This window comes from Paramagnetospirillum marisnigri, from assembly GCF_001650715.1.
Lineage (GTDB): Bacteria > Pseudomonadota > Alphaproteobacteria > Rhodospirillales > Magnetospirillaceae > Phaeospirillum > Phaeospirillum marisnigri.
In genome coordinates this window covers 117,411-137,899 of the sequence record NZ_LWQT01000020.1, presented here as the reverse complement: position 1 = coordinate 137,899, position 20,489 = coordinate 117,411, and the positions used below count along the sequence as shown (strand labels likewise).

The window sequence follows — 20,489 nt, the reverse complement described above, 5'->3', positions numbered from 1 at the left end:
AACAAAACCACCGCCCGGGGCAGGCCCAGGCGGCGTTTCACTTGCGGGACGCGGAGATTACCGCGCGGCGCGGACCAGAGTCAACGCCCGGGCAAAGGCCTGGTCGGCGTCCAGGTCCGAAGTATCCAGCACCACCGCGCCTTCGGCGGGGATCAGCGGCGCCACCGAACGGGTGCGGTCGCGCTCGTCGCGCTCCTTCAGGTCGGCCAGCACGGTCTCGAACCCGGTATCGAGCCCCTTGTCCTGCAATTCCTTGAAGCGTCGCCGGGCGCGAATCTCGGCCGAGGCGGTGACGAACAGCTTCACCTCCGCGTCGGGACAGACCACGGTGCCGATATCGCGGCCATCCAGCACCGCTCCCTTGCCGGTGGGCGGATGGCGGGCGAACACCCGCTGAAAGTCCAGCAGGGCGGCGCGCACGCCGGGGATGGACGCCACTTTGGAGGCGGCGGTGGCGGCGGTGTCGTCGCGCAGGTCGCCCGCCTGGAGATCAGTGGGGCTGAGAGCCCTGGCCGTGGCCTCGGCCAAGGCGGTGTCGGAAGGGTCCTGCCCCGCCCGGACCAGCTTCATTCCCACCGCCCGATAGATCAGGCCGGTGTCCAGATAGTCGAAGCCCAATTCGGCGGCGAGGCGCCGCGCCAGGGTTCCCTTGCCGGCCGCCGCCGGTCCGTCGATGGCAATGATGGTCATGCGGTCAATGCTCCAGAAGGCGGTTTCGCCTCATCCGTTTGTTGAACCACAGAGGCACAGGGATGCACCCCATTTCCCGTCGCCCGCCCGCGGGAGAGGGTTTATCAACCAAGTCTCAATATCCCCCACTCACTCGCCGACCGCCTCGATCTTCCCGCCCAGCCCGTTCATCAGGGCGGCGAAGCCGGGGAAGCTGGTGTCGATGGCCTCGGCATCATCCACCTTGACCGGCCGGGCCGAGGCCATGCCCATCACCAGGAACGACATGGCGATGCGGTGGTCGAAATGGGTGGTGACGGTGGCATCGCCCGCCGGAGCCCGGCCCGTGCCGTGGACGATCAGGGTGTCCTGGGTCTCCTCCACCGCCACGCCGCAGGCGGCGAGGCCGCGCGCCATGGCGGCGAGGCGGTCGCTTTCCTTGACCCGCAACTCGCCCAGGCCGCGCATGGTGGTGGTGCCCTCGGCGAAGGCGGCGGCCACGGCCAGGATGGGATACTCGTCGATCATGGACGGCGCCCGCTCGGCGGGGACGTCGACGCCCTTGAGGCGCGAGGACCGCACCACCAGGTCGGCAACCGGCTCGCCCGCCTGGTCGCGGGCATTGTCCAGATAGATATCCGCGCCCATTTCCAGCAGGGTCTGGTACAGGCCGGTGCGCAACGGATTGGTGCCGACGCCGGGCAGGCGGATCTCCGAGCCTTCCACCAGCAGCGCCGCCACCGCCGGAAAAGCGGCGGAACTGGGATCGGCGGGCACCACCACCGGCCGCCCGGTTAGTTCGGGATAGCCGGTCACCGTGATGGCGAAGCCGCCGCCCTCGGCCGCCTCGGTCCGCACGGTGGCGCCGAAATTGCGCAGCATCAGTTCGGTATGGTCGCGGGTGGCCTCGCGCTCGATCACCGTGGTCTCGCCCGGCGTGTTGAGCCCGGCCAGCAGGATGGCCGACTTCACCTGGGCCGAGGCCACCGGAAGCTCGTAGGTGATGGGCAACGGCTGGGTGGCGCCCACCACCGCCATGGGCAGCCGGCCGCCATCGCGGCCGACGAAGCGGGCGCCCATGCGCTCCAGCGGAGCCGACACCCGGCGCATGGGGCGCGAACGCAAGGAGGCATCGCCGGTGAAAATGGTGGTGAAGGGATGCGCCGCCACCAGCCCCATCAGCAGGCGGGCGCCGGTTCCGGAATTGCCCATGTCCAGCACGTCGGCCGGTTCCACCAGCCCGCCGACGCCGCGTCCGAACAGGCGCCACGACCCATCGGCCAGACGCTCGACCTCGGCGCCCAACGCCCGCATGGCGCTGGCGGTGCGCAAGACGTCGTCGCCTTCCAACAGGCCGGTCACGGTGCTTTCCCCCACCGCCAAGGCCCCGAACATCAGGGCACGGTGGGAAATGGATTTGTCGCCGGGAATCCGCGCCGATCCGGCAAGCCGGGAGACACGCGAGGAAATCAGGGGTTTGGCCATGACCTCTCCACACATTTTATGCCGCTGCGGGCCAACGGCCGCCGAAGCTCTACCACAGGCGGCTTCCACGTCATAGAGCGGGATGCGCCTGGGGGTTCCATGCTGCACCGCGGGCGCTTTTTCGTTTTGACACGGGGGGGCGAACATGGCAAATGGCCCCGAGACAGTGAAGTTACAGGAGTACCGAAGGTGGCCAAGCCGGAATGGGGACAGAAGCGCACCTGCCAGAGCTGCGGATGCCGTTTCTACGACCTGACGCGCACTCCCATCATCTGCCCGAAGTGTAATGCGACGGTGGAGCCGGAGGTGACCTTCAAGGTCCGCCGGGGCAGCTCGGCGGCGGCCGAGCCCAAGATCGCGGCCCCCGTGGCCGTCAACCCGGCCATCGCCGATCTCGAGGTCGATGACCTTGTGGTGGTGGACGACGACGAGGATGCCCTCCCCGCCGATGACGACAGCGCCGAGGACGATGAAAGCGGCCTGATCGAGGACGCCTCGGACCTGGGCGAGGACGACGACGACATGGCGGAAGTCATGGAGCACATGGACGAGGAAATCGAGGACGAGGTCTAGACCTCGAAACTTCGAACGGGGCCTGCATTTTTTCGCTTGCAAGCCTCCGCCTAAATCCATATGTTCCGCCTCCACCGACGGGGCCCCAAGCCCGACGGTCTGAAGAATTCAGGGGCCATAGCTCAGTTGGGAGAGCGCTTGAATGGCATTCAAGAGGTCGTCGGTTCGATTCCGTCTGGCTCCACCAAGACATCAAGGGCCTAGCCGAAAACGGCTAGGCCCTTTTTGTCGTCCCCCCTATACTCCAGCCTGAAACACAGGCCCGGCGCTTCCCCATGTCCAGCTTCTCCATCATGCTTCCGTCGTTGCGGCGCGATTACGCAGTTTCCGCCATCGAGTCCATCAACGCCACCTCCCAGGGCATGGACTACGAGATCGTCCTGGTCGCCCCCTTCCGCGTCGACCTGCCCGGGGTGCTCCATGTCCACGAGGAAACCCCCAGGGGAACCGTCGCCGCCCATGCCGATGCCTATGCCGCCTCGACCGGCGACATCGTCGTCGCCTTCGCCGACGACCACATCGCCCTGCCGGGATGGCTGGACGGACTGGCCGAGGAAATCGCCAAGGGCGAGGACATCCATTTTCCCTTCCTGGGCGGCATCGACCGCGCCAATGCCGAGGCGTTCGGAACGGTCTACGGGCTGTATTACGCCTATTTCCCAGTGATCTCGCGGGCCAGCCTGGAGGCGGTCGGCGGCTGGTACGACCCCTATTACCGGGCTCATTTCGCCGATCCCGACCTGTCGCTGCGGGTATGGAGCCACGAGGGCTATTGCACCCAGTTTCCCGGCATCCGCCTGGCCGACAAGTTCACCGAAGAAGATATCTCGCCGTCCGTCCACAAATCCACCTGTCAGGACCGCGACCTGCAAGCATTCATCGACCGCTGGCACGAACGCTACGGCAAAGGATTCAACAAGAATTGGGACGAGATCAATTTTAATTACCATAGAAAATTTCTCAGCAACAATACCTTTATTGAAGGAATACCTCCGAGAGAGTTCATGCTTCGCAATATGAGCAAGGCCGCGAAACCAGAATCGGATTGACTTCAAGCCCGCCCTGCCCCTCCCGGAAACGCCCACCCGGGCTGTGCGCGTCCTTGATCTCCTTGGGTTTTGATCCTAGGCTTCTTCCCTGGGTTGATCGGGATCAGGGGGAAATGCCATGTTTGAAGCCGCCGAACTTGGGCGCAAAATCCCGCGTGAGGAATTCGATGCCATGGCCCCGGGCCTGCGCACCGAACTGCTGGCGCTGCAGCAGCAACTGCGCGACGCCGACTTTCCGGTCATCATCTTGTTCGCCGGAGTCGACGGTGCCGGCAAGAACGAGACCGTCAACCTGATCAACGAATGGATGGACCCGCGCTGGATCGTCACCCGGGCCTATGGCAAGCCCTCGGACGAGGAAAGCGAGCGGCCGGAATTCTGGCGCTACTGGCGCGATCTGCCGCCCAAGGGCAAGGTGGGGCTGTTCCTGTCGTCGTGGTACCACCGGCCGCTGGTGGACCGGGTCTATGGCAAGACCACCGTCGCCGAACTGGACGAGAATCTCGAACGCATCGTCCATTTCGAGAAGACCCTGGCCGACGAAGGCGCCCTGATCCTCAAATTCTGGATGCATCTGTCGGAAAAAGCCCAGAAGAAGCGGCTGAAGGGGTTGGAGAAGGATCCCATGACCGCCTGGCAGGTCACCAAGACCGACTGGGAGCATTTCGTCCTCTACGACAAGTTCATCGGCGCCGCCGAACGCCTGATCCGCCACACCAGCAAGGGCCACGCCCCCTGGCAGATCGTCGAGGGTGCCGATTCCCGCTACCGCTCGGCGGTGGTGCTGCAGACCCTGAAGGACTCCATCACCAAGCATCTGGCCGCCCGCGACGCCGCCAAGAAGGTCCATGCCGAGATCAAGAGCAAGGCCGCCAAGGCCAAGCCCACCGCCCCGGCGGCGCTGACCTGCCAGCCGTCGATCCTGTCTTCCCTGGACATGACCCAGAGCCTGGAAGGCGCCGAATACGGCAAGGCGTTGCAGGAGCAGCGTGCCCGCCTCGCCCATCTCTACCATGTGGCCAAGGAAAAGGGCGTGTCCACCGCCCTGGTGTTCGAGGGATGGGACGCCGCGGGCAAGGGCGGCACCATCCGCCGCCTGACCAACGCCCTGAATGCCCGCGACTATCAGGTCATTCCCATCGCCGCCCCCACCGAGGAGGAACGGGCCCAGCACTACCTATGGCGTTTCTGGCGCCATGTGGCCCGGGCCGGGCGCGTCACCGTGTTCGACCGTTCGTGGTACGGCCGTGTGCTGGTGGAGCGGGTCGAGGGCTTCTGCACCGAGGAGGCCTGGCGCCGCGCCTATGGCGAGATCAATGATTTCGAGGAACAACTGACCGACCACGGCATCGTCATGTGCAAGTTCTGGCTGCACATCACCTCCGAGGAGCAGTTGGCCCGCTTCACCGCTCGGGGCGAGATCGAATACAAGAAGTGGAAGCTGACCGACGAGGATTGGCGCAACCGCGAAAAGTGGGACGTCTACGAACAGGCGGTCAATGACATGGTCGAGCGGACCTCCACCACCAACGCGCCCTGGACCCTGATCGAAGCCAATTCCAAGAACCTCGCCCGGGTCAAGGTCATGCGCACCGTCGCCGATGCCCTGGAAGCAGCCCTGGGCAAGGCAGCCAGGCGGCCGAAGAAGGACAAATCCTAGGATCAGCCATGCCCAATGCCGTCGTGACGTCCTTTGGGCGCTGATGTAAAAATTGCGATGGGGTTGCCGCCAAAGAGGCTGGAAATGGGGTTCTCCCTGGGGCTCGTCAGAAATGGCGTGACCGCTGCGGTCTGCGGTCTGCTCGGCCGGTGTTTCATGGTCGTGGCGGTGGTGGCGGTTGCCGTGTCCGGCCTGGCGGTCGGAGCGGCGAAAGCCGGGGCGGATTCCGCCCCGACCTCCCCGCTGCGCATCGGGCTCCTGCCCACCATCGCCACCCTGAGCCTGCTGCGTCTATACGATCCGCTGCGTCTGCATCTACAAGACTCCCTTGGCCGTCCGGTGGAGCTCTACACCTCCGGCAGTTTCCACGACTACCTGGATGATGTCAGGGAAGAGACCTTCGACATCATCGTCACCGCACCCCATTTCGGCGTCATCGCCGCCGACCACGGCTATGTGCCGCTGTTCCGCTACAAACTGGAGCTGCGGCCGCTGATCATCGTCCCCAAGGGCAGCGATATCCGCTCGGCCTCCCAACTGCGGGGCAAGCGGGTGCTGACCGCCGACCGGCTGACGGCGCTGTCGGTGGTGGCGGAGTTGTGGCTGCGCTCGGACCACGGGCTGGTGGCGGGTCGTGATTACCAACTGGTGGAGGCCTCCAACCATTCCACCGCCATCCGCGCCGTCGCCCTGGGCGAGGCCGACGCCGCCATCAGCGGCCGCTCGCCCCTGGCGCAGGTCCCGCCCGAGATCAGCGGCCGGGTCGAAACCTTCGAATGCCGCCTGACGGTACCGCATCAGTTCACCATGGCCCATCCCCGCCTGGGCGCCGAGACGGTGGAGGCCATCCGCCGCTCGCTGGCCGCCTTCGACGGGACCGAGCGGGGCAAGGCCTTCCTGAAGGCGGGCGGCTTCCTGGGGCTGATCCCCATCGAATTCTCGGATATCGAGACCGCGCGCCCCTATGCCAGCGTGGTCGACCATCCGGAAAGGAAGCGGCCATGAGCGCCAGTTTCCCCTACCCGCCTTCGGTGGTCATGCGCAACTCGCTGCGGCTGCGCCTGCTGCTGGTCAGCGTGGTGGTCGAGGTGGTCATGCTGACCCTGCTGGTCGCCAACGGCGTTCGCCTGATCGAAACCCATCTGACCCGCAATGCCCAAGTGCGCCTGGAGGCCCAGGAATCATCCTTCAACATCACCCTGGCCAGCCAGTTGGCGGAACGCGACTACGCCGCTTTGCAAAGCATCCTGGACGGCTGGGGCGCATCGGGCAGCATCACCTATATGGTGGTGAGCAACACGGCGGGGAAAGTGGTGGCCTCGGTCGGGCGCGACGCCAGCCAACCGCTGCCGCCCTCCCCGCGCCTGCTCTCGTCCGATCTCGACGAGTATCAGGGAGCCTTCGACGTGGTGTTCCTGGGGCAGCGCTATGGCGAGGTCCGTTACGGCATCGACACCCGCTTCCTGGGACTGGCGCGCAGCGAACTGCTGCGCCAGAGCCTGGGCATCGCCGCCACCGAAGTGGTGCTGACCATCGGCCTGCTGGCCGTCATCGGCTATTGGCTGACCCGACACCTGCATATGCTGGCCCGCGCTTCACTGAAACTGGCGCGCGGTGATTACTCGCAGCGTCTCAAGATCGAGGGCCAGGACGAGATCGCGGTGCTGACCCAGACCTTCAACACCATGGCCGAGGCGGTGGAATCACGCATCCTCGACCTGGAGGAAAGCCACAAGCGCTTTCGCGCCATCGCCGACTACACCTATGCCTGGGAAAACTGGTTCGGCCCCGATGGCCGCCTGCGCTGGGTCAATCCCGCGGTGGAAGCCATCACCGGCTATACCGTCGCCGAATGCCACGCCATGACCGATTTCCCGCTGCCGCTGGTGCTGGAGGCCGACCGCCCGTCGATCCGCGAGGACCTGGCCCTTGCCAGCGAGGGCGGATCGGGCCAGGACCGGGAGTTCCGTATCCGAAAGCGCGACGGGAGTGAAATCTGGGTGGCCATGTCCTGGCAACCCATTTTCGATGGCGCCGGAGAGTCCCTGGGATCGCGCTCATCCATCCGCGACATCACCATGCAGAAGCACGGCGCCGACATGCTGGTGGAGGCCAAGGCGGAGCTGGAACGACTGCTGTTCGCCGCGTCCCATGACCTCAAGGAACCCATCCGCGAAATCTTGTCCTATACCCAGCGCCTGGGCCGCGATCTCGGCCCCGACATGTCCGAGCGGGTGCAAGAAGACGTGAACGTCATTCAGACCGGCGCCAACCAGCTCAACCTGCTGGTCAAGGGGCTGGCGGATTACACCCGATCCAACCGCCCCATGGCCGCCTTTGTCCCGGTGGATTGCCGCAAGGTGGTAGACAAGGTCCTGGCCGAGTGCCGCGCCATGTCGGGCGACGGCCGCGTCCGTTTCGAGGTGGGCGCGTTGCCAGTGCTGCCGGGTGACCCGGTGCTGCTGTTCATCGTGTTCGAGAACCTGATCAGCAACGCCATCAAATTCGTCCGCCCCGACACTCCTCCGGTGGTGACCATCTCTTCGGCGCGCGAGGGTCCCGGCTGGCGCATCGACATCGCCGACAACGGCATCGGCATCGAGCCGGAATACCTGCAGACCATCATCCGGCCGTTCTCGCGCCTGCATTCCCGCGCCACCTATCCCGGCGCCGGGCTGGGCCTGTCCTCGTCCATGAAGGCGGCACGCATCCATGGCGGCCGCCTGTGGCTGGACTCGGCGCCCCATCAGGGAACCACCGTCCATATCTGGCTTCCGGCGGAGGATTTTCCGTCAGCCGATTATCCCAGCGTCGCCAGCAACGCCCCCAACACCTGATCCATGGTGGCGCCATCGGCGCGGGCGGCGAAGCCCAGCGCCATGCGGTGACGCAGGATGGGCGGCGCCAGGGCGGCGACATCGTCGAGCGAGGGGCTGAGGCGGCCTTGCAGCAGGGCACGGGCCCGTACCGCCAGCATCAGGGCCTGGGCGGCGCGGGGACCGGGTCCCCAGGCCACCGCGTCGCGCACCAGGGCCAGGGAAGTGCTTTCCGGGCGTCCCGCCCGCACCAAGGCCAGGATCGCGTCCACCACCGCCTCGCCCACCGGCAGGCGCCGCACCAGAGCCTGGGCATCCCTTAACGCGTCGGCGCTCATCACCGCCTGGGGCCGCGCCTCGGCGGCGCCGGTGGTGGCGATCAGCATGCGCCGTTCGGCCGAGGCGTCGGGATAGCCCACGTCGATCTGCATCAGGAAGCGATCCAGTTGCGCCTCGGGCAGGGGATAGGTGCCCTCCTGCTCCAGCGGGTTCTGGGTGGCCAGCACATGGAAAGGATCGGGCAGGGCGTGGGGCACGCCCGCTATGCTGACCCGGCGTTCCTGCATGGCCTGCAGCAGGGCCGACTGGGTGCGCGGGCTGGCGCGATTGATCTCGTCGGCCATCAGCAACTGGCAAAACACCGGCCCGGGAATGAATCGAAAGGCCCTTTGCCCCGAGGGGCTTTCCTCCAACACTTCCGATCCCAATATATCGGCAGGCATCAGATCGGGAGTGAACTGGACCCGCTTGTCGGCGAGTCCCAGCACCACTCCCAGGGTCTGGACCAGCCGGGTCTTGGCGAGGCCCGGCAGGCCGATCAACAGGGCGTGACCACCCGCCAGCAGCGTGATAAGAGCTTCGTCGATCACGCTGTCCTGGCCGAAAATCACGCTTGCGACCTCGGCGCGTGCCCGGGCAAGCCGACTCTCCAGCGCCTCGATGGCGGCCGGGGAGACGGCGGTGTCGGGCTCGGAAATGCTCTGGGTGGTCATGAGGGGCACCTGGATGGACATATGGACCAGAATTTTCAGGAGCGGCCGTTGACCCTGCCTTCCCCAGACCTGGATTACACGGGCGACCTGGATTTCGCGGGCGACTTGCCCGACGACTGCGGCGATCTCGGCATCAGCATCGACCGCCAGGGGCGTTGGTTCTACCACGGCTCGCCGATCAACCGCAAAGAGATGGTCTGCCTGTTCGCCTCGGTGCTGCACCGGGCGCCGGATGGCGGATATCTGCTGATCACTCCGGGCGAGATGGGCCGCATCCAGGTGGAGGACGTCCCTTTCCTGGCGGTGGAGATGTTCAGCTGTGGCTCGGGCCGCGACAAGGTCATCAGCTTCCGCACCAACATGGACGAACTCGTCACCGTCGATGCCGGGCATCCCTTGCGCATCGTCGAATCCGTCGGTAGTGGCGAGCCCTCTCCATACGTTCTGGTCAGGAAAGGATTGGAGGCGCGCCTGACCCGATCCGTGTACTATGAGCTGGTGTCCCAGGGATGGGAGGAAGACCGGGACGGGGAGAAAGTCTACGGCCTATGGAGCAGCGGGATATTCTTTCCATTGGGAAGGCTGGATCCTTCCGACTGACGAGCGACGCCATCGCCCGGAACCTGGCTCTTGGCCATGATCCGCGCGGCCGCTCGGACTTCGACCTCGACGCCATGATTCGCAACGGCGCCGTGCGCCCGGGCGACCCCTTCGACGAGCAGGGGCTGCTGACACCGGCGGCCGTTCTGGTTCCCCTGGTGGCGCGGCCCGAGGGCATGACGGTGATGCTGACGCGGCGCACCGCCCATCTGGCGCATCATCCCGGCCAGATCAGCTTTCCCGGCGGCCGGCTGGAAGATGCCGACAAGGGCGACTTCACCACCTGCGCGCTCCGCGAAACCGAGGAGGAGGTGGGCCTTGCCCCCCATCTGGTGCGCATCCTGGGCCGTCTGGACGACTACATCACCGGCACCGGTTTCGTCATCACCCCGCTGGTGGGGGTGATCGAGCCGGGGTTCTCGCTGTCGCCCGACAGCTTCGAGGTGGCCGAGGTGTTCGAGGTACCGCTGGCCTTCGTGCTGGATCAGGCCAATCACCAATTGCAGCACCGCGAAGTCAAGGGCCGCCAGCGCCCGTTCTGGGCGCTGACCTGGGACGACAAGCTGATCTGGGGCGCGACGGCGGGAATTCTGGTCAACCTTTCGGATGTTCTGGCGGATCGTGGCGAGCAGTGACCTGAGCGGCCGGGTGTCGCTGGCCTCCTTGCGAAATGGCGGCGCCATTGGGCAGCTGGAGCCCCAGGACTGGATGGCCGAGCCCGAGACCCAGGCGGTTGTCCACGCCCTGATGGCCGATGGGGCCGAGGTGCGATTCGTTGGCGGCTGTGTGCGCGATTCGGTCCTGAAGCGCCCCATCAAGGATATCGACATCGCCACCCCCGACCCGCCGCAGCGGGTTCTGGCGCTGCTGGACGAGGCGCATATCCACGCCATTCCCACCGGCATCGACCATGGCACCGTCACCGCCGTGATCGGCAAGGCCCATTTCGAAATCACCACCCTGCGCCGCGACGTGGAGAGTTTCGGCCGCAAGGCGCGGGTGGAATATACCGATGACTGGCTGGTGGACGCGTCACGCCGCGACTTCACCATGAATGCCCTGTCGGCCGATCCTCAGGGACGGATCTACGACCCGTTCGATGGCTTGGCCGATCTGGGGGCCGGGAGGGTTCAGTTCGTCGGTGATCCGGCCGAGCGTATCCGGGAGGACGCGCTGCGCCTGTTGCGCTTCTTCCGCTTCCATGCCCATTACGGACGCCGTACCGACCTGGACTCCCGCGCCCTGGCCGCCTGCCGCAAGCTGGCGCCGCTGCTGGACACTCTGTCGGGCGAAAGGGTGGCGGGGGAAATCCTGCGCCTGCTCCAGGCCGATGACCCCGCCACGGTGCTGCTGCCCATGCACAGCCTGGGCATCCTGGGCCATATCCTGCCCGCTGCCCGGAATTTCGGGCGCCTGCGGGTGCTATCCTGGCTGGAAAGCCGGGGTCTGGTCCGCGACGACATCCATGTGGATGCCATCCGCCGATTGGCGGCCATGCTCGACACCGACCGGGCCGGAGCCGAGGCGGTGGGAGAACGGCTCAAGCTGTCGGGGCTTCAGACCCGCCGCCTGATGGCCATGGCCCAGCCCCGGGTGCGGGTCAGTCACGACATGGAGGGGCGGGAAATCCGTCGCGCCCTGCGCAAGCTGGGTGGGGATGAAGTCCGCGACCTGACCCTGCTGGCCTGGGCGGCCAAGCGCAGCCTCGATGCGCGGACCTCGCCCGCCGAAAGCGCGGCCTGGACCATCTTGCTGGACATGGCGAAGAGTTGGGTGCCGGTGGAATTGCCGGTCAAGGGCCGCGACCTTCTGGCACTCGGTGTCGCCCACGGGCCGGAGATCGGGCGTCGGCTGGCAGAATTGGAGTCGTGGTGGGAAGACCAGGACTACCTCCCCGACCGCGAGGAGTGCCTGGAAAAACTGCGCGAGATGGCCTAAAGCCCCAGGGTTCCCGCAACCTCCATCTCCGCCTCCAGCCGCTCCAGGGCCAGAAAACCGAAAGTCCGCTCGCGCCGCGCGATGACCAGCAGCTTTTCCAGCGCCCGCTCGCTGCACCTGACGCACAGGGCACAGCCACGCTCGGCGGCACAGTTCAGCACCTGATGCAGTTCTTCCAGATCCAGGGCGGAGGCGCGCTGTTCCCAACCGCAGGGGCCTTCTATTGGGCCAAATTTTACCATGTCAAATGTCCTGACTTCAAAAAAACAGGGGCGTCGCCGATGGCGAGCCCCTTGACGAATTCAAGACTAGACCCATGAAAATTTTATGGATACGGGTGCATCCGTATATCTACTCAGAAAAAATCCAAGGATAATTACCCCGTCATTTCACCCTTACGAAGTAAGGTTATCTCGCTATAAACGATAGTCATACAGCCGTTCCACCTATGGTGAGGCCGTCCATGCGCAACGTCGGCTGGCCCACGCCGACCGGCACCCCTTGGCCGTCCTTGCCGCAGGTGCCGATGCCGGGGTCCAGCATCAGGTCGTTGCCGATCATGGCGACCTTGGTCATGGCGTCGGGACCATTGCCGATCAGGGTGGCGCCCTTGACCGCCGCCCCCACCTTGCCGTTCTCGATCAGATAGGCTTCCGAGGCCGAGAACACGAATTTGCCGCTGGTGATATCCACCTGGCCGCCGCCGAAATTCACGGCGTAGATCCCCTTCCTGACCGAGGCGATGATCTCGCCCGGTTCCTTGTCGCCCTCCAGCATGAAGGTGTTGGTCATGCGGGGGATGGGGGCATGGGCATAGGACTGGCGCCGCCCGTTGCCGGTGGGCGCCACCCCCATCAGCCGGGCGTTGAGCCGGTCCTGGAGATAGCCCACCAGGATGCCGTCCTCGATCAGCACGTTGCGGGCCGATGGCGTGCCTTCGTCGTCGATGGAGATGGAACCGCGCCGGTCGGGAATGGTGCCGTCGTCGACCACGGTGACGCCGGGGGCAGCCACCCGCTCGCCCACCCTGCCCGAGAAGGCCGAGGTGGCCTTGCGGTTGAAGTCGCCTTCCAGGCCGTGGCCCACCGCCTCGTGCAGCATGACGCCGGGCCAGCCCGGCCCCAGCACCACCGTCATCTCGCCCGCCGGAGCCGGTATCGAGCCCAGATTGACCTCGGCCTGGCGATGAGCCTCGTCCACGCACAGCTTCCAGTCGCCCAGCCCCATCACCCCGGCATAGGCGATGCGGCCGCCGATGCCGTGGCCGCCAGTCTCCATGCGGTCGCCATCGGCCAGCACGATGCCCACATTGAGCCGAACCATGGGGCGCAGATCGGCGGCCAACTCGCCATCGGGGCGGATGATGCAGACCGCCTGCCATGCCCCGGTCAGCGACGCCGTCACCTGACGGGTGCGGGTGTCCTTGGCCCGGGCATAGGCGTCGATCATTTCCAGCAGCTTGACCTTGTCCTCGAAGGGCACCTGGGCCAGGGGATTGAGCGCGGTATAGAGCGGCTTCGCCCCCCGAGCCGGTCCATCGGCAAGAGTGCCGGATCGGCCGCCGCGCACCGCCTGGACGGTCTCGCCCGCCCGGCGGATGGCCTCGGCGGTCAGATCGGTGCCATGGGCATAGCCGTGGGCCTCGCCACAGACGGCGCGCAGGCCGAAGCCGTGGCCGGTGTCGAAGCTGGCGCTCTTGATGCGGCCATCGTCGAGAACGATGGACTCGGACTGGCGGTATTCCAGGAACAGCTCGCCGTCATCGGCGCCGCGCAGGGCCTCGGCCACCAGACGGCGGACCGAGGCCTCGTCCAGTCCGGCGCGATCGAAGAACAGTTTTTGGGCCATGGCGGCGTGGGGCATGGAGGCTCCTGAGGGGAATTGGCGGCCCGGATCGAATTGGCGGACGGCGCCGATGGGTGTACATCTTGGGGACCAAGCATCTCTCATTGGAGCTATATGGGCAATGACCGAAGGCGCGCCAATCCGCAGCATCGGCTTTCGCGAGCACGGCCTGCGCCGAATCCTGGCGGGCGAGGTCCATGCCCGTCCCTACGAGGTGCTGAGCAGCCCGGCCCGGGCCTCGCAACTGGCCCTGGTCCACGCCACCGCCGACGAGGAGCGCGCCCATCTCGCCCGCCTGCTGGCCACCCACGGCGCCGAGCCCCCCGGCGGCGACAGCGTCCATGTGGTGCGCGACCTGGGCGGCTTTCGCCTGCGCTGGGAACGCCATAACGAGTTTTCCACCTATACCGTGATGCGCTTCGACCCGTTCGACGCCCCCTTCGCCGCCAGCGCCGTCGATCTGTTGCCCGCCGACTGGCTGGAAACCCTGCCCGGCGAGGTGATGACCGCCGTGCATGTGGCGGTGGCCAGGGACCTGCCCGACGATCTCGGCCCCGCCTTCGACGGCAATTCCTTGGTGGGAGCCAAGGTATTGTGGGGCGCGGGCGAGGCCTGGACCGATTTCCGCCTGCATGCCGATGGTTTCGCCCGTTTCGTGCTGCGCGACCTGGGCCTGACCCGGGGCCAGGTCGGCCGTCTGGTGCAGCGGCTGCTGGAAATCGAGACCTATCGCATGATGGCGCTGCTGGCCTTTCCCCTGGCCCGCCACGCGGCGGTCGAGATCGCCCGCATCGATACCGAACTGGGCGGCATCGTCACCCAACTGGCCGATCCCGCCATCCGCCAGAACGACCGGGACTTGCTGGAACGCCTGACCGGGCTGGCCGCCGAGGCCGAGCACCTGGACGCCGCCACCAGCTTTCGCCTCTCCGCCGCCAAGGCCTACTACGCCATCGTGGTCCGCCGCATCGCCGAATTGCGCGAGGAGCGCATCCCCGGCCTGCAGACCTTCGCCGAATTCATCGACCGCCGCCTCGGTCCGGCCATGAACACTTGCGATTCGGTGTCGGAACGCCAGCAACTGCTGGCCACAAGGGTGTCGCGGGCGGGTGACCTGCTGCGCACCCGCGTCGACATCGCCCTGGAGGAGAAGAACCGCGACCTGCTCAATTCCATGAACCGCCGCGCCGAGCTGCAGTTGCGGCTTCAGGAGACCGTCGAGGGCCTCTCGGTGGTGGCCATCAGCTATTACCTGCTGGGCCTGATCGGCTATCTGAGCAAAGGACTGAAATCCCTGGGCCTGCCGGTGGATTACGACCTGGCCGGGCTGATCGGCCTGCCCGTCGTGGCGGGCGCGGTCTGGCTGGGCATGCGCCGCCTGCGCAAGGCACTCGTCAAGACCGACGGCCATTGACGGCGCCGTCGTTTCAAGAAAGCAGTTGCGAAATTATGACAGTGGGGCCGACACTATTCCCCTGACCGGCGGAACAAGGGAAAATGGGCGTCGGGATGATGGAACACTTACCCAAGACTCCACGACAGGCTTATATGGGCGACCTGTGGGGCGGGCTGGCCGCCATGCTGGTGGCCCTGCCCTCCGCCATCGCCTTCGGCGTCGCCATTCACGCGCCGCTGGGAGGGTCGCTGGCCGCCCAGGGCGCGGTGGCGGGCATCCTCGGGGCCATCGCCATGGGTCTGGTGGCCCCGGTCTTCGGCGGCTCCACCCGGCTGATCAGCGCCCCCTGCGCCCCGGCAGCCGCCGTTCTGTCGGCCCAGGCCATCGCCTTCGCCCAGCAGGGGCTGCGCCCCGCCCAGGTTCTGGTGCTGCTGGGCATGATCGGCCTGATCGCCGGTGGCATGCAGATCGTTCTGGGGCTAGCCCGGGTGGGACGCCTGATCAAGTACATTCCCTATCCGGTGGTCAGCGGCTACCTCTCCGGCGTCGGCCTGATCATCATCGCCAGCCAGATTCCCCGCCTGTTGGGTGCCGATGGCGGCGCCGGGCTGTGGGCGGCCCTGGCCGAGCCCTCGTCCTGGAAGTGGCAGGCGGTGACGGTTGGCCTAGTGGTGATCGCCGTCATGCTGCTGGGTTCGCGCCTGACCCGCGCCGTGCCCCCCGCCATCCTGTCGCTGCTGGCCGGCGTCGTCACCTATCTGGCGCTGGGGCTGGCCGATCCCGCCCTGATGGACACCGACGGCAATTCCTTGCTGGTGGGAACCCTGGTCGAGGGAAGCGGGGGCCTGGGCGACGTGGCCGGGACGCGCTGGCGGGCCTTCCGCGCCCTGGATACCGCCCTGCTGGCCAAGGTTCTGCTGCCCGCCCTGACCCTGGGGGTGCTGCTGTCCATCGACACCTTGAAGACCTGCCTGGTCATCGACGCCATGTCGGGCAGCCACCATGATTCCGACCGGGAACTGATCGGCCAGGGTCTGGCCAACATGACCTCGGCCATGCTGGGCGGTGTCCCCGGCGCGGGAACCATGGGCGCCTCTCTGATCAACCTGTCGTCGGGCGGCACATCGCGCCTGTCGGGGCTGATGTGCGGGGTCTTCTCGCTGGCCGCCTTCCTGCTGCTGGCGCCGCTGATCGCCTGGGTGCCGGTGGCGGCCCTGGCCGCCATCCTGATGATCATCGGCCTGCGCATGATCGACCGCCACAGCCTGGCCTTCTTCTTCACCCGCTCCACCCGCTTCGACTTCATGGTGATCCTGGCGGTGATCCTGGTGGCGCTGTTCGTCAACCTGATCGCGGCATCCGGCGTCGGCGTCGCCCTGGCCATCTTGCTGTTCATCCGCGAGAACACCCGGTCCTCGGTGGTCCGCCACCGGATCGAGGGCAGCGAGATCTTCTCCAAGCGCTCGCGCAACCGGCGCGACATGGAACTGCTGGAGCAGGGCGGGGCCGAGACGGTGGTGTTCGAACTCCAAGGCAGCCTGTTCTTCGGCACCGCCAGCCAGCTTCACGCCGCCCTGGAGGCCGAGGCCGAGGCCCGGAAATACGTCATCTTGAGCATGCGCCGGGTGCAGTCCCTGGACATCACCGCCACCCATGTGCTGGAGCAGATCAAGGACCGGCTGGAGGAGCACGGCGCCTATCTGATCTTCTGCGACATCCCCAAGGGCCTCCCCTCTGGCCTCAAGATGAAGCGCTTCCTCAAGGAGACCGGGGTGGTGCGCCCCACCAACAAGGCCCTGGCCTTCCGCCAGTTGGACGACGCCCTGGAATGGGTCGAGGCCCAGAAGCTGGAAGAGATGCCTGTGGACCAGAGCGATGTCCGCCCGCTGGACCTGCGCGACATGGGACTGTTCGCCAATTGCAGCGACGCCGAACTGGCGGCGCTGGAGGCGGTGCTGGAGACCCGCTCGCTCCCCCCCGACAAGAAGGTGTTCAAGGCGGGCGAGGGCGAGGAGGGCCTCTACCTGATCCGCCGTGGCGCGGTGAAGATCCTGGTGCCCATCCACAAGAAGGAAACCTATCACCTGACCACCTGCGGCCCCGGCGACATCATCGGCGGCATGGGCTTCGTCGAGGCGCGCGGGCATATCGCCGACGCCCTGACCTTGACCGAGACCGAGGTCTACGCCCTGAGCCGAAGCCGCTTCGATATCCTGGCCGCCGACCACCCCCATCTCGCCCTGACCATCATCCAGGCGGTGGCGGTGGGGCTGTCGGCCCGGCTGCGCGTCACCATCGGCGAATTGCAGGCGCTGCGCGGGTGAAGGCTTCGCTCTTCCCCTGGCGCGACGCCGTGCTATAGTTCGGCCTTCCCGCGAACAGTCCCTGGGCGAATCCGTCTCCATGACTCCGGCATCCCTCCGAAACCACGGTATCGCGTTGGCGCTTTCGGCCCTCCTGGCCCTCGGAGCCTGCTCCGGCAAGAAGGACGAGTATGTGGAGCGTCCGGTGGAGGAGCTTTACAACTCCGCCATGGATATGATCGACCAGGGGGAATACTACAAGGCGGCCCAGGCCTTCGACGAGGTCGACCGCCAGCATCCCTATTCCGTCTGGGCCACCAAGGCCCAGTTGATGGGCGCCTATGCGCTGTACGAGCGCAACAAATACGACGACGCGATCATCAACCTGGACCGCTTCATCCAGTTGCATCCCGGCAATCGCGACGTGGCCTATGCCTATTACCTGAAGGGCCTGTGCTTCTACGAGCAGATCACCGACGTGGCCCGCGACCAGAAGATGACCGAGCAGGCCATGAAGACCCTGCAGGAAGTGGTCGACCGCTTCCCCACCAGCACCTTCGCCCGCGACGCCAAGCTGAAGATCGACCTGGCCCGCGACCACATGGCCGGCAAGGAAATGTCGGTGGGCCGCTACTACCTGACCACCAAGCAGTATCTGGCGGCGCTGAACCGCTTCAAGACCGTGGCCGAGCAGTTCCAGACCACCAGCCATGTGCCGGAAGCCCTGCACCGCATGGTCGAGGTCTATGTCATCCTGGGCCTGGACGGCGAGGCCGCCCGCACCGCGGCGGTGCTGGGCCACAACTTCCCCGGCAGCGAGTGGTATACCGATACCTACGCCATCGTCGAGCATGGCGACCTGGACCCCGCCAAGCGCAAGGACAAGAGCTGGCTGGATTCCGTCGCCTTCTGGAAGGACAAGTCCAAGCCCGACCCCCAGCCCAAGAAGGAAGACGCCGCCAAGACCAGCGGCGGTTGGTTCAACTGGGCCAAGTTCTGGTAAGCCATGCTGGTTTCGCTGTCGATCCGCGACGTGGTCCTGATCGAGCGCCTTGATCTTTCCTTCGATGGCGGGCTGTCGGTGTTCACCGGCGAGACCGGCGCGGGCAAGTCCATCCTTCTCGATTCCCTGGGCCTCGCCCTGGGCGCCCGGGCCGAATCCGGGCTGGTGCGGCGTGGCGCCGCCCAGGCCTCGGTTAGTGCCGAATTCGATCCCGCCGCCGATCACCCCGCCCGTACCCTGCTGACCGAGCAGGACATGGACGCCCAGGGCGGACCCATCGTGCTGCGCCGGGTGCTCACCGCCGATGGCCGCTCGCGCGCCTATGTCAACGACCAGCCGGTCAGCGTCGGTTTGCTCCGCAAGGTCGGCGACGAACTGGTGGAAATCCACGGCCAGTTCGAAAGCCACGGCCTGCTGGACGCCGCCACCCATCTTGGCGTGCTGGACGATTTCGGCGGCCTGTCCGCGCGGCGCGCCGCCACCGCCGAGGCCTGGACCGGCTGGCGCGCGGCCCGCACCGCCCGCGAAACCGCCGAGGCCGATCTGGCCCGCGCCAAGGCCGAGGAAGACTCCCTACGCCAGATTTTCGACGATCTGTGCCAACTCGACCCCAAGCCGGGCGAGGAAGAGGCGCTGGCCCAGTCCCGCGCCGTGATGATGCATGGCGAAAAGCTGCTGGAGGCCATGAACGCCGCCCAGACCGCGCTCACCCACAAGGGCGAGGTGGAAGCCTCGTTGCGTTCGGCCCAACGCGCCCTGGAACGGGTAGCTGAGCGGGCGGAAGGCAAGCTGGACGGCGTCATCGCCGCCCTGGACCGCGCCGCGTTCGAGGCCGCCGAGGCCACCGGCCTGCTGGAACGGGCCTCGTCGGAAATCGACCTCGACCCCCGTCACCTGGAAAAGGTGGAGGAACGCCTGTTCGCCCTGCGCTCCAGCGCCCGCAAGCACGGCATGGCCGTCGACGATCTGGTGGGGTTCAAGGACAAGCTGGGGCGCCAACTGGCCGAGTTGGAAGGCGGCGGCGGCGACCTCGCCCGCCTCGCCCGCGCCGAGCAGGCGGCCCGCGCCGCCTATGTGGAGCAAGCCCGCGCCCTGTCCAAATCCCGCTGCGATGCGGCCGCCGCCCTTGATGCGGCCGTGGCCGTCGAACTGCCGCCGCTGAAGCTGGAGAAGGCCCGGTTTCAGACCCGCGTCACCCCGCAGGAGGAAACCGGCTGGGGAGCCAGCGGCCTGGACGCGGTGGGCTTCGAGGTGGCGACCAATCCCGGCGCCGCCCCCGGCCCGCTGGGCAAGATCGCCTCGGGCGGCGAGCTGTCGCGCTTCATGCTGGCGCTGAAAGTGGTGCTGGCTCGGGTGTCGCGCACGCCCACCATCGTGTTCGACGAGGTTGATTCCGGTATCGGCGGCGCCGTGGCCGCCGCCGTGGGCGACCGTCTCGGCCGCCTGGCCCAGGGGCTGCAGGTGCTGGTCGTGACCCACTCGCCCCAGGTGGCGGCGGCGGGCGGCCATCACTACCGGGTGGCCAAGGCCGAACGCGACGGCGCCGTCTTCACCGGCGTCGATCCGCTGTCGCCCGATCAGCGGCGCGAGGAAATCGCCCGCATGCTGGCGGGCGAGACCGTCACCGACCACGCGCGGGCGGCGGCGGCGGCATTGATGGGCTGACTCCTCCGCTTTTCAATACCCTGGTATGGCGCCAGGCTATCTGAGACGGTCAAGTTGGCTTCGACCTAACAATGGCGAAGGAGGATTGAATGACGATGAAAGCATTCGCGGTTGCTGCAGCCACTGCCCTCGTTTGTTTCTCACCTGTATCGGCTTCAGCCGCCGATCTTTGCCCCATTGGCAAGACGGTCAAGGTCAATTGGAAGGGAGACTGGTACCCGGCCAAGGTAGAAAAGAGCGAGGTGGCAAAGTGCTTCATCACCTATACCGGCTACGGCAAGGAATACGATGAATGGGTCGGCCCCGACCGCCTTCAAATCAAGGTGAGTTGGAAGGGCGACTGGTACCCGGCCAAGGTCGTTCAAGTGCAGGGTGACAAGTACAAAATCCACTATGACGGATACGGCTCATCCGACGACGAGGTCGTCGACATTTCCCGTATTCAGCCTCGCTAGTCCTCAGTCCGGTTCGGCGGGGGGCGCGGCCGCGCCCCCC

The 20,489-nt window shown here is 66.5% G+C and carries 18 protein-coding genes and 1 tRNA gene; 14 read left to right on the top strand and 5 right to left on the bottom strand.

The features are described from left to right. Positions 1 to 57: 57 nt before the first annotated feature. Both cmk and aroA read right to left on the bottom strand, forming a co-directional pair. Complete coding sequence (gene cmk / locus A6A04_RS01425) at positions 58 to 690, bottom strand: (d)CMP kinase (RefSeq protein ID WP_068489456.1); 633 nt, start codon at positions 688 to 690, stop codon at positions 58 to 60. Positions 691 to 819: 129 nt separating this feature from the next. Next, the gene (aroA, locus tag A6A04_RS01420; protein ID WP_068489455.1) at positions 820 to 2,154 is read right to left on the bottom strand and encodes a 3-phosphoshikimate 1-carboxyvinyltransferase; all 1,335 of its coding nucleotides are present in this window, start codon (positions 2,152 to 2,154) and stop codon (positions 820 to 822) included. Positions 2,155 to 2,343: 189 nt separating this feature from the next. Here aroA and A6A04_RS01415 point away from each other — a divergent pair, with 189 nt between their 5' ends. The 6 genes from A6A04_RS01415 (at position 2,344) to A6A04_RS01390 (ending at position 8,273) form a co-directional block, all read left to right on the top strand. After that, entirely contained in the window at positions 2,344 to 2,727 is a 384-nt protein-coding gene (locus tag A6A04_RS01415) for a TIGR02300 family protein (protein ID WP_068489454.1), read from the top strand. Positions 2,728 to 2,838: 111 nt separating this feature from the next. Then, positions 2,839 to 2,914 (top strand) — tRNA-Ala (locus tag A6A04_RS01410). Between the two features lie 88 nt (positions 2,915 to 3,002). Beyond that, on the top strand, positions 3,003 to 3,776 hold the full coding sequence (locus A6A04_RS01405) for a glycosyltransferase family 2 protein (RefSeq protein WP_068489453.1): 774 nt from the start codon (positions 3,003 to 3,005) through the stop codon (positions 3,774 to 3,776). A 118-nt stretch (positions 3,777 to 3,894) separates the two neighbouring features. Next, the gene (gene pap, locus A6A04_RS01400) at positions 3,895 to 5,436 is read left to right on the top strand and encodes a polyphosphate:AMP phosphotransferase (RefSeq protein WP_068489452.1); all 1,542 of its coding nucleotides are present in this window, start codon (positions 3,895 to 3,897) and stop codon (positions 5,434 to 5,436) included. Positions 5,437 to 5,553: 117 nt separating this feature from the next. Next, on the top strand, positions 5,554 to 6,441 hold the full coding sequence (locus tag A6A04_RS01395) for a phosphate/phosphite/phosphonate ABC transporter substrate-binding protein (RefSeq protein ID WP_245651048.1): 888 nt from the start codon (positions 5,554 to 5,556) through the stop codon (positions 6,439 to 6,441). Beyond that, complete coding sequence (locus A6A04_RS01390; protein WP_068489451.1) at positions 6,438 to 8,273, top strand: sensor histidine kinase; 1,836 nt, start codon at positions 6,438 to 6,440, stop codon at positions 8,271 to 8,273. The genes A6A04_RS01395 and A6A04_RS01390 overlap by 4 nt, the downstream gene beginning before the upstream one ends. Here A6A04_RS01390 and A6A04_RS01385 read toward each other — a convergent pair. Beyond that, on the bottom strand, positions 8,237 to 9,244 hold the full coding sequence (locus A6A04_RS01385) for an AAA family ATPase (RefSeq protein ID WP_068489496.1): 1,008 nt from the start codon (positions 9,242 to 9,244) through the stop codon (positions 8,237 to 8,239). The two genes, A6A04_RS01390 and A6A04_RS01385, sit on opposite strands and share 37 nt — an antisense overlap. A gap of 48 nt (positions 9,245 to 9,292) precedes the next feature. Here A6A04_RS01385 and A6A04_RS01380 point away from each other — a divergent pair, with 48 nt between their 5' ends. The 3 genes from A6A04_RS01380 to A6A04_RS01370 are packed head-to-tail and all read left to right on the top strand — an operon-like array spanning position 9,293 to position 11,782. Beyond that, complete coding sequence (locus A6A04_RS01380) at positions 9,293 to 9,844, top strand: DUF1285 domain-containing protein (RefSeq protein ID WP_407670232.1); 552 nt, start codon at positions 9,293 to 9,295, stop codon at positions 9,842 to 9,844. Continuing rightward, positions 9,793 to 10,479, top strand: a complete 687-nt coding sequence (locus A6A04_RS01375; RefSeq protein ID WP_068489449.1) for a CoA pyrophosphatase — start codon at positions 9,793 to 9,795, stop codon at positions 10,477 to 10,479. Before A6A04_RS01380 ends, A6A04_RS01375 begins: the two co-directional genes overlap by 52 nt. Beyond that, positions 10,466 to 11,782 carry a CCA tRNA nucleotidyltransferase gene (locus A6A04_RS01370; protein WP_245651047.1) on the top strand — a complete coding sequence of 439 codons (1,317 nt, stop codon included), beginning with the start codon at positions 10,466 to 10,468 and terminating at the stop codon, positions 11,780 to 11,782. Before A6A04_RS01375 ends, A6A04_RS01370 begins: the two co-directional genes overlap by 14 nt. Here the strand turns inward: A6A04_RS01370 and A6A04_RS01365 are convergent. Together A6A04_RS01365 and tldD are read right to left on the bottom strand one after the other, a co-directional pair. Then, positions 11,779 to 12,024, bottom strand: a complete 246-nt coding sequence (locus A6A04_RS01365) for a hypothetical protein (RefSeq protein WP_068489448.1) — start codon at positions 12,022 to 12,024, stop codon at positions 11,779 to 11,781. The genes A6A04_RS01370 and A6A04_RS01365 overlap by 4 nt on opposite strands. Before the next feature lie 187 nt (positions 12,025 to 12,211). Further along, positions 12,212 to 13,645 carry a metalloprotease TldD gene (gene tldD, locus A6A04_RS01360; RefSeq protein ID WP_068489447.1) on the bottom strand — a complete coding sequence of 478 codons (1,434 nt, stop codon included), beginning with the start codon at positions 13,643 to 13,645 and terminating at the stop codon, positions 12,212 to 12,214. Positions 13,646 to 13,748: 103 nt separating this feature from the next. Here tldD and A6A04_RS01355 point away from each other — a divergent pair, with 103 nt between their 5' ends. The 5 genes from A6A04_RS01355 to A6A04_RS01335 all read left to right on the top strand — a co-directional run bounded on the left by A6A04_RS01355 (position 13,749) and on the right by A6A04_RS01335 (position 20,449). After that, positions 13,749 to 15,041, top strand: a complete 1,293-nt coding sequence (locus A6A04_RS01355) for a DUF3422 family protein (RefSeq protein ID WP_068489446.1) — start codon at positions 13,749 to 13,751, stop codon at positions 15,039 to 15,041. Positions 15,042 to 15,136: 95 nt separating this feature from the next. Beyond that, positions 15,137 to 17,347 (top strand): SulP family inorganic anion transporter, encoded by a 2,211-nt coding sequence (locus A6A04_RS01350; RefSeq protein WP_245651046.1) that lies wholly within the window; start codon positions 15,137 to 15,139, stop codon positions 17,345 to 17,347. 79 nt (positions 17,348 to 17,426) lie between these two features. After that, on the top strand, positions 17,427 to 18,329 hold the full coding sequence (locus tag A6A04_RS01345) for an outer membrane protein assembly factor BamD (RefSeq protein ID WP_068489445.1): 903 nt from the start codon (positions 17,427 to 17,429) through the stop codon (positions 18,327 to 18,329). A 3-nt stretch (positions 18,330 to 18,332) separates the two neighbouring features. Next, a complete protein-coding gene (recN, locus tag A6A04_RS01340; RefSeq protein ID WP_068489444.1) occupies positions 18,333 to 19,994 on the top strand; it encodes a DNA repair protein RecN in 1,662 nt (553 codons plus the stop codon). Between the two features lie 89 nt (positions 19,995 to 20,083). Then, positions 20,084 to 20,449: an agenet domain-containing protein gene (locus tag A6A04_RS01335; RefSeq protein WP_068489443.1), complete on the top strand. Its 366-nt coding sequence runs from the start codon at positions 20,084 to 20,086 to the stop codon at positions 20,447 to 20,449. Positions 20,450 to 20,489: the final 40 nt, after the last annotated feature.

Coding starts and splice junctions, on each gene's coding strand:
- cmk (WP_068489456.1), bottom strand. CDS start 690: ATGACCATCATTGCCATCGACGGACCGGCGGCGGCCGGCAAGGGAACC.
- aroA (WP_068489455.1), bottom strand. CDS start 2,154: ATGGCCAAACCCCTGATTTCCTCGCGTGTCTCCCGGCTTGCCGGATCG.
- A6A04_RS01405 (WP_068489453.1), top strand. CDS start 3,003: ATGTCCAGCTTCTCCATCATGCTTCCGTCGTTGCGGCGCGATTACGCA.
- pap (WP_068489452.1), top strand. CDS start 3,895: ATGTTTGAAGCCGCCGAACTTGGGCGCAAAATCCCGCGTGAGGAATTC.
- A6A04_RS01390 (WP_068489451.1), top strand. CDS start 6,438: ATGAGCGCCAGTTTCCCCTACCCGCCTTCGGTGGTCATGCGCAACTCG.
- A6A04_RS01385 (WP_068489496.1), bottom strand. CDS start 9,244: ATGACCACCCAGAGCATTTCCGAGCCCGACACCGCCGTCTCCCCGGCC.
- A6A04_RS01375 (WP_068489449.1), top strand. CDS start 9,793: ATGGAGCAGCGGGATATTCTTTCCATTGGGAAGGCTGGATCCTTCCGA.
- A6A04_RS01365 (WP_068489448.1), bottom strand. CDS start 12,024: ATGGTAAAATTTGGCCCAATAGAAGGCCCCTGCGGTTGGGAACAGCGC.
- tldD (WP_068489447.1), bottom strand. CDS start 13,645: ATGCCCCACGCCGCCATGGCCCAAAAACTGTTCTTCGATCGCGCCGGA.
- A6A04_RS01355 (WP_068489446.1), top strand. CDS start 13,749: ATGACCGAAGGCGCGCCAATCCGCAGCATCGGCTTTCGCGAGCACGGC.
- A6A04_RS01350 (WP_245651046.1), top strand. CDS start 15,137: ATGATGGAACACTTACCCAAGACTCCACGACAGGCTTATATGGGCGAC.
- A6A04_RS01345 (WP_068489445.1), top strand. CDS start 17,427: ATGACTCCGGCATCCCTCCGAAACCACGGTATCGCGTTGGCGCTTTCG.
- recN (WP_068489444.1), top strand. CDS start 18,333: ATGCTGGTTTCGCTGTCGATCCGCGACGTGGTCCTGATCGAGCGCCTT.
- A6A04_RS01335 (WP_068489443.1), top strand. CDS start 20,084: ATGACGATGAAAGCATTCGCGGTTGCTGCAGCCACTGCCCTCGTTTGT.